The 11,838-nt window shown below is 37.4% G+C and carries 11 protein-coding genes, 1 other RNA gene and 1 other annotated feature; of the genes, 4 read left to right on the forward strand and 8 right to left on the reverse strand.

All coding sequences use genetic code 11. The features are described 5' to 3' along the window. Positions 1-15: 15 nt before the first annotated feature. From LWE_RS07670 to LWE_RS07690, 6 genes are all read right to left on the reverse strand, one after another. Positions 16-654, reverse strand: coding sequence for a tetratricopeptide repeat protein (locus LWE_RS07670; RefSeq protein ID WP_077904745.1), 639 nt, complete (start codon positions 652-654; stop codon positions 16-18). A gap of 43 nt (positions 655-697) precedes the next feature. Further along, complete coding sequence (locus LWE_RS07675; protein WP_011702314.1) at positions 698-1,438, reverse strand: alpha/beta hydrolase; 741 nt, start codon at positions 1,436-1,438, stop codon at positions 698-700. 116 nt (positions 1,439-1,554) lie between these two features. Then, positions 1,555-2,670, reverse strand: coding sequence for a tRNA 2-thiouridine(34) synthase MnmA (gene mnmA, locus LWE_RS07680; protein WP_011702315.1), 1,116 nt, complete (start codon positions 2,668-2,670; stop codon positions 1,555-1,557). Positions 2,671-2,688: 18 nt separating this feature from the next. After that, entirely contained in the window at positions 2,689-3,837 is a 1,149-nt protein-coding gene (locus tag LWE_RS07685) for a cysteine desulfurase family protein (RefSeq protein WP_011702316.1), read from the reverse strand. A gap of 113 nt (positions 3,838-3,950) precedes the next feature. Continuing rightward, positions 3,951-4,146, reverse strand: a non-coding RNA gene (ssrS, locus tag LWE_RS14415) — 6S RNA. A 69-nt stretch (positions 4,147-4,215) separates the two neighbouring features. Continuing rightward, positions 4,216-5,499 carry a replication-associated recombination protein A gene (locus tag LWE_RS07690; protein WP_011702317.1) on the reverse strand — a complete coding sequence of 428 codons (1,284 nt, stop codon included), beginning with the start codon at positions 5,497-5,499 and terminating at the stop codon, positions 4,216-4,218. A gap of 149 nt (positions 5,500-5,648) precedes the next feature. Here LWE_RS07690 and cymR point away from each other — a divergent pair, with 149 nt between their 5' ends. The 4 genes from cymR (at position 5,649) to LWE_RS07710 (ending at position 8,428) form a co-directional block, all read left to right on the forward strand. Next, on the forward strand, positions 5,649-6,071 hold the full coding sequence (gene cymR / locus LWE_RS07695) for a cysteine metabolism transcriptional regulator CymR (protein WP_011702318.1): 423 nt from the start codon (positions 5,649-5,651) through the stop codon (positions 6,069-6,071). Positions 6,072-6,314: 243 nt separating this feature from the next. After that, positions 6,315-7,520, forward strand: a complete 1,206-nt coding sequence (locus LWE_RS07700) for an ammonium transporter (RefSeq protein WP_011702319.1) — start codon at positions 6,315-6,317, stop codon at positions 7,518-7,520. A 12-nt stretch (positions 7,521-7,532) separates the two neighbouring features. Further along, on the forward strand, positions 7,533-7,898 hold the full coding sequence (locus LWE_RS07705; protein ID WP_011702320.1) for a P-II family nitrogen regulator: 366 nt from the start codon (positions 7,533-7,535) through the stop codon (positions 7,896-7,898). Positions 7,899-8,047: 149 nt separating this feature from the next. Next, on the forward strand, positions 8,048-8,428 hold the full coding sequence (locus tag LWE_RS07710; protein WP_011702321.1) for a hypothetical protein: 381 nt from the start codon (positions 8,048-8,050) through the stop codon (positions 8,426-8,428). A gap of 42 nt (positions 8,429-8,470) precedes the next feature. On the opposite strand, the gene aspS is transcribed toward LWE_RS07710, so the two are convergent. Both aspS and hisS read right to left on the reverse strand, forming a co-directional pair. Further along, entirely contained in the window at positions 8,471-10,246 is a 1,776-nt protein-coding gene (aspS, locus tag LWE_RS07715) for an aspartate--tRNA ligase (protein WP_011702322.1), read from the reverse strand. A 1-nt stretch (position 10,247) separates the two neighbouring features. After that, complete coding sequence (gene hisS, locus LWE_RS07720; protein ID WP_011702323.1) at positions 10,248-11,525, reverse strand: histidine--tRNA ligase; 1,278 nt, start codon at positions 11,523-11,525, stop codon at positions 10,248-10,250. Positions 11,526-11,588: 63 nt separating this feature from the next. Further along, positions 11,589-11,817: a binding site (T-box leader), on the reverse strand. Positions 11,818-11,838: the final 21 nt, after the last annotated feature.

Here is an 11,838-nt window from a genome sequence, read left to right on the forward strand (position 1 = left end):
TCCTCCTTTCTAAATTTACTCCGCTTCGTTCTCTAAATCTTGAATTGCATTTAAAGCATTCTCAGCAAGTTCATGCGTTGTTCCGTCTGCAAGTGCGCGTTCAAAATAAGTTTTCGCAAGTACAATATCGCCTTGCCATGCTAAATAAGCAGCTCCAATGTTATAAAGTGCATCTGGATCTTCTGATTTAACAAGCAACACACGCTCAAGCATATTAATCGCATCTTCATAAAAACCACTGCGCGCAAGGACAATCCCATATTGAAATAGTGCTTCAGCGTCTTCTGGATTTAGCTCTACACTTCTAAGCAAGTATGGCATCGCAAGTGTTAGCACTTCCATTTGAACAAAACTCATTCCTAACATGAAAAACAAGTCACCATTTTCCATTCCTTGTTTTGTTGCATTTTGAAAACTGTCTGCCGCTTCTTGATAACGCTCTAATTCATAATATAAATTTCCTAAACTATAATAAGCTGCCGGAACCGTATCGTCCAGCTCTAACGCTCTTTTGAAAAATAATTCTGCACGTTCAAAATCATCCATTGATAACAAAACATTACCAAAATTAATATAACCGACTGGATCACTTGGATGTTCTTCAATCACTTCAGTAAATAGTTTAACTGCTTCTTCTAAGTTTCCTTCTTGCATTTGTTTGATTCCTAATTGATTTTTATCCATTTTGATTTCTCCTCTATCTTTCTTGAGTTTTTACAGATGTATTTAACCATGCTATAAGCGCATTCGTTACTTGGTCCGTTTGAACTGTCCCGCTAATGGTAGCTTTTCCGTCACCATGTTGTTCTCCATATGAACCAAATTGGCCATGATTTCCACCTTCAATAGAAACAAAAGTGGTATCTTTTGGCAAGTATTTTTTATTTTTATTATAAGCCTCTTTATTTAAAACATTATCTTTGGTCGCAGTAATGGAAATTGCTGGAAAAGAGGCATTTTTTAAAGAGCCTTTTTTATCAGGGTAACTAGCTAAGAAAAATACACCTTCTATTTCATTGTTGTTTTCATGTGCAAATCTGGATGCCATGACGCCACCGAGTGAGTGACCACCAATAACAAATTTTTCATCAGGTGCTTCATCAATAATATCTGTCGCGCGATTTTTTCCGAAAACAGCTAAATTAAGTGGCATTTCCACAACATACGTTTTAAAACCGCTGGAAGCAAGATTATTAGCAAGTGGCGCATAACTTAAAGCATCCACAAAAGCTCCTGGATACAAAATAACGCTTAATCCTGCATCTGATTTTCGCGGGGTAAAGACAAGAATATCATTTTCCTCAAGCACATCCACCGTTTTTGTCGAGTTTGCAGCATCTTCCGCTACATTCGATGGCTCAGAGTTAAAATAAAAATATCCCCAAATGAGAAGACAAAATAAAACAACGGCACTCCCAATAATCGCTAACTTTTTCATAAAGGACCTCTTTCCTTGTTTCGTTTAATATTTTACCATAAAAATCACTTAAAATAACTCCATTACACAGGAAAAAACCGGAGTCTCGTAGAAAACAAGATTCTCCGGTTCCAATTTTAGCCAACATAATCTAATTTTGCTTCATTTTTCCATACCGTATCAATTGTTCCTCCGCCTAGGCAAATGTCGCCATCATAAAAAACGACTGCTTGGCCTGGTGTAATGGCACGAACTGGATCTGCAAAAACAACTTCTGCTGTACCATCTGAACGTAAATGTACTGTTACTTTTGTATCTGTTTGACGATAACGGAATTTAGCTGTACATTCAAATGTTTTTGGTTTTTCTGCATTTGTAGTAAATGAAATATCTGTTGCAATTAAAGAATCTGAATATAATGATTCATGATGAAAACCTTGTTCTACAAACAAGACGTTAGCTTTTAAATCCTTGCCAACAACAAACCAAGGTTCACCGTCTCCACCAATACCTAAACCATGACGTTGACCAATAGTATAGTACATTAATCCATCATGTTTCCCAAGCACTTCACCGTCCAAAGTCCTCATTTCACCAGGTTGTGCCGGAAGATATTCACTTAAAAACTGTTTAAAATTTCTTTCACCAATAAAGCAAATTCCTGTACTATCTTTTTTATTTGCAGTTGCAAGACCAGCTTTAGTTGCAATTTCACGCACTTCTGTTTTTTCCATGCCGCCCAGTGGGAACATTACTTTTTTTAATTGATCTTGCGAAAGTTGATTTAAAAAATAGGTTTGATCTTTATTATTATCGACTCCACGAAGCAATTCAATTTCGTCGCCAATTTTTTTCACTTGGGCATAGTGGCCAGTTGCTACGTAATCCGCCCCAAGACTTTCTGCATGTTCCAAAAATGCTTTGAATTTAATTTCTTTATTGCACATAACATCTGGATTTGGTGTTCGACCAAGCTTATATTCTTCTAAGAAATACGTAAACACTTTATCCCAATATTCTTTTTCAAAATTTACTGCATAATACGGGATACCGATTTGGTTTGCTACACGAATAACATCATCATAGTCTTCGGTTGCTGTACAAACGCCAAATTCATCTGTATCATCCCAATTTTTCATAAAAATCCCGATAACATCATAACCTTGTTCTTTTAATATATGAGCAGTGACTGATGAATCTACTCCGCCTGACATGCCGACAACGACACGAATGTCACTATTATTTGTACTCAAAGTTCGCCCCTCACCTTCTTATATTTTCATTAAACGCGTAACTACTTCACTAATTTTCGTAGCCGCTGTTTCCACTTCTTCTAAATGGTTTCCTAGTCCAAAACTAATTCGAACGGTCTCTTGAATCGCTGGGTGACTTTCTCCAAAAAGAGCAACTAAAACATGCGACGGGTCTACTGTTCCCGCTGTACATGCCGATCCACTTGAAACAGCGATTCCTTCCATATCTAAATTCATTAATAATTGCTCAATAGAAACGCCTTTAAAACGTACGCTAAAAACATGTGGCAACGTATGCGCTTCTAAACCATTCACTTCAAAATCAATATCAGCCGAACGCCATATTTCTGCCATTCGCTTTTTGAAGGATACATATTCCTCTTTTTTCAGTTCACGTTCATTATTCATAATGCTAGAGGCTGCACTAAAACCACAAATTCCTGCTAGATTTTCTGTTCCGGCGCGTCGTTTTCGTTCTTGTTCTCCGCCGTGCATTTGATAAACAAGGCGAGTACCATTTTTGACGTATAAAAAGCCTACACCACGAGGTCCATTTATTTTATGGGAAGAAGTAGTTAATAAATCTACTCCAAGTTCGGTTACATTTATATTTAATAGCCCGTAAGCTTGCACTGCATCCGTATGGAAAATTGCTTGATGATCACGAAGTACTTCACTAATTTCCATAATCGGCTGGATAGTCCCAATTTCATTATTGCCGTACATAATGGAAACAAGAATTGTATCCGGGCGTAAAGCATTTTTTACGCTTTCTGCGGACACAGTCCCATGCGCATTTACTGGCAAATAAGTAACTTCAAACCCTTGTGTTTCAAGATATTCACATGTTTTTAAGACAGCATGATGTTCAATCTGAGAAGTAATAATGTGTTTTCCGTTTTCTTTATGTGCTAGAGCTGTTCCAATAAGTGCCAGATTATCGCCTTCCGTACCACCACTTGTAAAGATAATTTCTTTTTCTTCCGCGTGAATATTTTCAGCTATATTATGGCGAGCCTCATCCAGTGCTTTTCTTGCTTCACGTCCAGCATAGTGAATACTGGAAGGGTTGCCGTACGTATTTGTAATTGCTCCAAGCATGGTTTGGATAACTTCTGGATGAATTGGACTTGTCGCAGCATGGTCTAAGTAAATTCTGTTTTCCATTTTTATCGCGTCCTTTTTTGTAGACGAATTCCTGTTCGCCGTTAATCGTTTCTTATTGTAACAGCAATACTCCTGTAAAGTAAAGAGGAATAACTCCTATTTACACGCAAAAAAGAAACCCCAATCGTACCGTTTAGGATTCCCTTCCTTTGAACCCGCTCTCAATTAAAGCAGGTGGGTGCTCTGTCTAACGGTTTGCACTTCCTCGTGTGAAGGCATGTGCGCCGCGCCGGAACTCCAAGCTCCCTAGGTATAAAAAATTGTTCGGTTCAAAAATATCAGGAACTATATCGAATACATTAGGGTTTCTTTCTTCATTTAGAATACCATATGAAAGACAAAATTTCAATGTTGGCGACTTTACTTCTAGGAGATTTTTTATTCTTTTTTCGACTTGTTTTCATTTATTTTTTGGTAAACACCAGCTATGGTTTGTTCGAATTTAGAAGTAAATTTAGGCTCATAATATAATTTGTTTTGGAGGCGATCAGGTAAATATTGTTGATCCACCCAAGCGTTATCATAATTATGCGGATATTTGTAGTCAATTGCTCGCCCTAGTTTTTGCGCTCCAGAATAATGACCGTCACGCAAATGATCTGGTACTTCTCCGCTATTCCCTTGCCGAATATCTGCTAATGCTGCATCAATTGCCGAGATAGCAGAATTCGATTTCGGTGAAAGACATAATTCAATAACGGCATTAGCAAGTGGAATTCGTGCCTCCGGAAAACCTACTTTTTCTGCAGTTTGAATAGCAGCAAGTGTATGAGCACCAGCTTGTGGATTTGCAAGACCGACGTCCTCATAAGCCATAACTAGCATTCTCCTACTAATACTCACTAAATCTCCTGCCTCAATTAAACGACCCATATAATGAAGCGCCGCGTTGACATCACTACCACGGACCGATTTTTGGAAAGCACTTAAAACATCATAATGCGCATCTCCGTCTTTATCATGTGCTAGACTTTTCTTTTGCAAGCACTCTTCCGCTACATCAAGCGTTATATGAATAATTCCTTCCTCATTTGCTTCAGAAGAAATAACTGCTAATTCAAGCGCATTAAGCGCACTACGCACATCCCCATTGCTCGCAGTTGCAAAGTGTTTTTTCGCAAACTCATCTATTTCCACTTGATAATTCCCAAGGCCTCTCTCCTTATCTAAAAGAGCTCGGTCCATAGTTATCATAATATCTTCCACTGTTAAAGGTTTCAGTTCAAAAATCTGCGTTCTGCTCCGAATCGCTGGATTGATTGCGATATATGGATTACTCGTCGTTGCACCAATTAAAATTATCGCACCACTTTCAAGTAATGGTAGCAAAAAATCTTGCTTTGCTTTATCTAAGCGATGTACTTCATCCAAAAGAAGAATAACCGTTCCACTCATTTTTGCCTCAGCTGCTACTACTTCCATATCTTTTTTATTGTTCGTTACTGCATTCAATGTTCTAAAAGCATATTTTGTGCTACCCGCAATTGCACTAGCAATCGAGGTTTTTCCAATTCCAGGCGGTCCGTATAGTATCATAGAAGATAATTGTTTTGCTTTGACCATCCGATAAATAATTTTATCTTTACCGACTAAATGTGTTTGCCCCACGATTTCATCAAGTGCTTTCGGGCGCATTCGGTAAGCTAAAGGTTGAATTGCCATATAACCGCTCCTTCTCATTTGCTTGATTTCTATTATACCATAAGAACATCTGTACGTTTAGCCGCTTGTTTCCTTTGCCTTCTATCCGTAATTCCGATATAATAAGTACGATATAAGTGTTTTTTGAAATTACTGGAGGTTAAATAAAAATGAAAATTACAACGAAAGGTCGTTATGGCCTAACAATAACACTTGAACTAGCGAAAAGAATTGGTGATGGTCCTATTTCTCTTCGTAGTATCGCACAAGATAAAAACCTATCCGAACATTATTTAGAACAATTAATCGGACCACTGCGTAATGCAGGAATTGTTAAAAGTATTCGCGGAGCTCATGGAGGTTATATTTTAAACGGCGACCCAGAAAAAATCACTGCTGGTGATATCATTCGTACATTAGAAGGTCCTATCGTACTTGTTGAAAGCATGGAAGACGAGGAAGCTGCCCAACGAGAACTATGGACGCGAATGCGCAATGCTGTCCGTGACGTGTTAGATCAAACAACCCTTGCCGACCTACTAAAACATTCTACGGATTCTGAGTTGTCTGATGGTTACATGTTTTATATTTGATAAAAAAGCCTATTTTAAAAGTAGGCTTTTTATCTGCCATTTAAACGGAATTTACGCCCTTTAATTATCTGATTATTCCGAAATAAACCCAAAAACCATTCAATTGAAAACGCTACATGTTAGATAATCTAACAAAATTGATTGAATTGATAAAATATTCTTGCCTTTATTTAAAATTAGTGTATTATAAACGCATAAATAAAATATTACATGTTAGTTTATCTAACAAAAGGAGAGTTGAGTATGGAATCAGTATTTATGTACTTTTGTACTTTATTGGTTTGGTTGATGACACCTGGGATTGCATTATTTTATGGCGGTATGGTTCGACGCAAAAATGTGTTAAGTACCGCAATGTATAGTTTTAGCTCTATGGCAATTATTTCTATTCTATGGGTAATTGTTGGATATTCATTAGCTTTTGCACCCGGAAATGGCTTTATTGGCAGTTTTGACTGGACTTTCCTTCATAATGTCGGCTTTGCGACAAACGATACTTACTCAGATGCAATTCCACATGTTTTATTTATGATGTTCCAAATGACTTTTGCTATTTTGACTGTAGCTATCATTTCTGGAGCATTTGCAGAGCGGATGAATTTCTCTGCATACTTAATTTTCATTATCTTATGGTCATTACTTGTTTATTCCCCTGTTGCTCACTGGGTTTGGGGTGATGGTGGTTGGTTACGTAATTTAGGAGCACTTGATTTCGCTGGCGGAAACGTGGTTCATATTAGTTCTGGTGTCACAGGATTAGTACTTGCGATTATGATAGGTCGAAGAAAAGAAGCGGACTCTGCTTCACCACATAACTTACCTCTCGCACTTATTGGTGGTATTCTAGTTTGGTTTGGCTGGTATGGATTTAATGTTGGTAGTGCTTTAACTATTGATAATGTGGCCATGACAGCTTTTGTCAATACTAACACCGCCGCAGCTGCTGGTATTATCGGTTGGGGGTTAGTAGAATGGCTGATCAATAAAAAACCAACAATGCTCGGTACAATTTCTGGAGCAATCGCTGGTTTAGTTTCTATTACTCCCGCTGCTGGCTTTGTTACCGTACCAAGTTCTCTTATTATCGGTTTCCTTGGCGGAGCACTTTGCTTCTGGGCTGTATTCTGGTTAAAAGGAAAAGTAAAATACGATGATGCACTAGATGCGTTCGGTCTTCATGGCATTGGAGGTATTTGGGGCGGTATCGCAACGGGTCTTTTTGCAACAACTAAAGTAAATGAGGCTGGAGCTGACGGTCTCTTTTACGGTAACGCCTCTCTCGTGGTAAAACAATTGATTGCCATTGGTTCTACTGTCGCATATGTAGCTGTTGCAACGGCTCTCATTGTCGTAATTATTAAGTTATTTTTACCAATCCGAGTAAATGAAGAACAAGAATATAAAGGACTTGATTTGACGCTACATGGCGAAAAAGCATATCAAGAATAAGGGGGCAACAATATGTCAGGATTAACGAAAATTGAAATCATCACTCGTCCAAATCGTTTTAATTTATTTCAAAAAGAGCTTGCAAAAATTGGCGTAAGTGGCTTAACCGTTACAAAAGCATTAGGAACTGGCTTAGAAAAAGGGTTTATTGAACTTTATCGTGGTACTAAAAAGGAAAGCAATATTCATGAACGAATGAAAATTGAAATTGTAGTTTCTACAGTTCCAGTAGAAGATGTCCTTCGAGTTGTTAAAGAAACACTTCGAACAGGCGAACCAGGTGATGGAAAAGTATTTATTTACCCACTTTCTGATGTGGTGAAAATCAGTACTGGCGAAACCGGAATTGATGCATTACAAGATAAACCTACTAAATAAATAGTTAAAATGGTGAAATAATTAAAAATGGGGCCTCTATTCTAAAAAATCAATGAGAAATGACGTTTTCCCCTTCCGCTTCTTCGCTTTTACACTTATAATGAAAAAGGAAGAACGTTTAGAACAGATAAGGAGGCGCGAAATTCCCTATGCGTAAAATCCCCATTTTCACCCTTCTAGCAGCTATACTACTTTTTGGAGGTTATTATCTTTACCAACACGCTTCTTCAAAAGTAGATGTTACTTTTAATTTCGTGGTGGAACAAAAAGATAAAAATAATACCATCACCGGAAAAATTGATGGCGCTGGAAATAAATCCATTACATTACCGCTTTCTAAAGAGAGTTGGGATACAGTAAAAAAAGGGAATCGCTACAATGTGGAAGCCACTTTTTATAATAAAAAGAAAATCAGCTCCAGTGAAGCGAAAGAACTCGATGGTCCGTTTTGGTCTAATGATTCCAATCAAGGATTATTAGTAAATAAAGTACAGGTAGAAAACATTCAAGAATTAAGTGATGATTTTTAAAAACAAAAAGAAGCTGAGCGCGAATGCTCAGCTTCTTTTACATTAATTAAGTTCTTTTTTAGTTATTTGGAGTTTTAATTCGTCTAGTTGAGCATCACTCACTTCGCCAGGAGCATTTGTAAGCGGGTCTACAGCACTTCCAGTTTTAGGGAAAGCAATAGTGTCGCGTAGGTTGTTTCTGCCAGCTAAGATCATGACAATGCGGTCTAAACCAAGCGCAATCCCGCCATGAGGTGGCGTACCATATTCTAGCGCATCCATCAAGAAGCCAAACTGCTCTTTTGCAGATTCATCTGTGAAACCAAGTGCACGAAACATCGATTCTTGTACTTCTTTTTTATAAATCCGTAATGAACCTCCGCCGATTTCATAACCATTTAACACGATATCATAAGCTTCTGCCATCACTTTGGAAGAATCTGTTTCAAGAAGCGGGATATCTTCTTCTTTTGGCAAAGTGAACGGATGGTGTGCGGATACATAACGCCCTGCTTCTTCATCATATTCAAATAGCGGCCAATCAGTTACCCATAAGAAAGCAAGTTCATCTTCATTGATTAAGTTCAAGTCTTTACCAAGTTTATTACGTAATGCTCCAAGTGATGCAGCAACGATATCTGCTTTATCTGCTGCAAATAATAATAAGTCGCCATCCTCTGCTTTTAATGCCGCTTTTAATTCTAACGCTTTCTCTTCCGGGAAGAATTTAGCAATAGGACCTTTTAGTTCACCAGCTTCTACTTTTAACCAAGCCAGTCCTTTTGCTCCGTAGTTAGAAACAAAAATGCCAAGTGCATCCAAATCTTTACGAGAGAAATTAGCTGCTGCAGCTTTTGCATTAATAGCTTTCACTTCTCCACCATTTTCTATAGCAGATTGGAATACTTTAAAATCTACGTCTTTTACCACTTCTGAAACATTTTGTAATTCTAAACCGAAACGAATATCCGGTTTATCACTACCAAAACGATCCATTGCTTCTTTATAAGTCATTCGAGGAAACGGCTTTTCAATCGTAATGCCTTTCGCTTCTTTGACCACATCAATCAGCATATCTTCCGTAATCGCTTGAATTTTTTCTTTAGTTAAAAAACTTGTTTCTAAATCGATTTGTGTAAATTCAGGTTGGCGGTCACCGCGCAAATCTTCATCACGGAAACAGCGCACGATTTGATAATATTTGTCAAAACCAGCTGTCATTAACAACTGTTTTAAAATTTGTGGAGATTGTGGTAACGCATAGAAATTACCTGGATAAACTCGGCTTGGCACAAGATAATCACGCGCACCCTCAGGCGTACTTTTTGTTAGATAAGGTGTTTCAATATCAAAGAATCCAAGTGCGTCTAGCTTATTACGGAATGTTCTCGTAACGGTATGACGCATTTTAAAAATATTGTTCATTTCTGGACGTCGCAAATCTAAGTAACGATATTTTAAGCGCAGTTCATCTGAAACATTCACGCCATCCTCAATATAAAACGGCGGTGTTTTAGACGTATTTAATATAGTAATTTCTTCTGCCAAAATTTCTACTTTACCTGTTGCCAGCTTTTCATTGATTGCTTTTTCGCCACGCGCGTGAACTTTTCCTTTAATTGTAACAACAAATTCATTTCTGACACTGTCTGCAATCTCCAACGCTTCTTTTGAAAATTCTGGATTGAAAACAACTTGTACAATACCCTCGCGATCACGTAAATCAATAAAAATTAGTCCACCTAAGTCACGACGTTTTTGCACCCAGCCGTGAAGGACGACATGTTGGTCAATATGAGTTTCATTTAATTCCCCGCAATAATTTGTACGTTTTTCCATTCTATTTCTCCTCCTTGGCTATTGTTAGTTTTTCAATAATAGTTTGTTCAGAAACAGCTTCTTGTTCGCCTGATTCCATATGTTTCAATTGATAATTACCTGTTTGTAATTCTTCTTCACCTAGTATAATCGTGTAGTTTGCTTTCTTTCTATTGGCATCTTTTAATTGCGCTTTTAATTTACGTTTTAAATAATCTTTTTCGGCACTAATGCCATTCTGTCTTAATTTGTTTACAAGTGTTACTGCTTTTAATTCCGCTTCCGGCTGCGCAGTAATAACATACACTTTAAGTGGTTTTTTTGCAGGTATTTTAATGTCAGCTTTTTCTAAAGCAAGTAAAATTCGTTCTACACCGATTCCAAAACCAATCCCTGGAGTATCTGGACCACCAAATTCTCGGACAAGACCGTGATATCTCCCACCGCCACAAAGCGTTGTTTTTGCACCAAATCCTTCTTCCACACTCATAATTTCAAAAGTGGTATGGTTATAATAATCTAAACCACGAACCATTGTTGGATCGATTTCAAATGGAATTTCTAAAGCGGTTAAATAATTTTTAACATTTTCAAAATAAGCAATAGATTCTTCATTTAAAAAATCCAAGATAGATGGCGCTGACTTTATAAGCGGATTTTCATGATCTTTTTTACAATCCAAAATCCGAAGTGGGTTTTTATGCAGACGCACTTGACATTCTGCGCAAAATTCATCAATATGTGGTTCAAAATGAGCAACGAGCGCTTCTCGATGTTTTAAACGGCTTTCTTTATCTCCAAGGCTATTAATGACTAATTTAATATTTGTTAATCCAATTTTTCTAAAAAACGCCATTGCTAGTGAGATAACTTCCACATCAATAGAAGGATCATCACTTCCAAGAGCTTCGATTCCCATTTGGGTAAACTGGCGCTGTCTTCCACCCTGAGGACGTTCATAACGAAACATAGGTTCATTATAGTACATTTTAATTGGTTGACTCACTTCGCCGTATAGCTTATGTTCAACGAAAGCTCGAACGACAGAAGCAGTTCCTTCTGGTCTTAATGTTAAACTTCTACCACCTTTATCTTGAAAAGTATACATTTCTTTCGATACGATATCTGTGGAATCACCAACCCCACGTTCAAATAATTCCGTATGTTCAAAAATTGGCGTTCTAATTTCTTCGTATTGATAGTTTTCACAAACTTTTTTAAACTCATCTTCTAAAAAATGCCACTTACTAACCTCTTCAGGTAAAATATCTCGCGTCCCTCTTGGTAATTGCAAATCCATCACCATAAACCTCCTTTATTTCCTTCAAAATATAAAGAAAAACCCCCGTCACTTGTTATAAAAACAAGGGACGAGAGTTTATTTACACCCGTGGTACCACCCTAATTAGAACGAATAAAAAAGTTCTCACTTAAGTCAGTTAACGCCTGAATACGTTCTTGTTTACTAAATTTCAACAAGAAACTTCGAGAGTGTCTTTTCAGAAAATATACTATCTTTACCCTTTCAGCCAAATGGGGTAAATTCTCTTTATAGCATTGCTTTTCTTACTTTTCTCTGTCGCTAGTTTTAAATATGAATTATTCTAAGATTA

It is taken from the genome of Listeria welshimeri serovar 6b str. SLCC5334 (assembly GCF_000060285.1).
Lineage (GTDB): Bacteria > Bacillota > Bacilli > Lactobacillales > Listeriaceae > Listeria > Listeria welshimeri.

Coding starts and splice junctions, on each gene's coding strand:
- LWE_RS07670 (WP_077904745.1), bottom strand. CDS start 654: ATGCAAGAAGGAAACTTAGAAGAAGCAGTTAAACTATTTACTGAAGTG.
- LWE_RS07675 (WP_011702314.1), bottom strand. CDS start 1,438: ATGAAAAAGTTAGCGATTATTGGGAGTGCCGTTGTTTTATTTTGTCTT.
- LWE_RS07685 (WP_011702316.1), bottom strand. CDS start 3,837: ATGGAAAACAGAATTTACTTAGACCATGCTGCGACAAGTCCAATTCAT.
- LWE_RS07690 (WP_011702317.1), bottom strand. CDS start 5,499: ATGGCAATTCAACCTTTAGCTTACCGAATGCGCCCGAAAGCACTTGAT.
- cymR (WP_011702318.1), top strand. CDS start 5,649: ATGAAAATTACAACGAAAGGTCGTTATGGCCTAACAATAACACTTGAA.
- LWE_RS07700 (WP_011702319.1), top strand. CDS start 6,315: ATGGAATCAGTATTTATGTACTTTTGTACTTTATTGGTTTGGTTGATG.
- LWE_RS07705 (WP_011702320.1), top strand. CDS start 7,533: ATGTCAGGATTAACGAAAATTGAAATCATCACTCGTCCAAATCGTTTT.
- LWE_RS07710 (WP_011702321.1), top strand. CDS start 8,048: ATGCGTAAAATCCCCATTTTCACCCTTCTAGCAGCTATACTACTTTTT.
- aspS (WP_011702322.1), bottom strand. CDS start 10,246: ATGGAAAAACGTACAAATTATTGCGGGGAATTAAATGAAACTCATATT.
- hisS (WP_011702323.1), bottom strand. CDS start 11,525: ATGGATTTGCAATTACCAAGAGGGACGCGAGATATTTTACCTGAAGAG.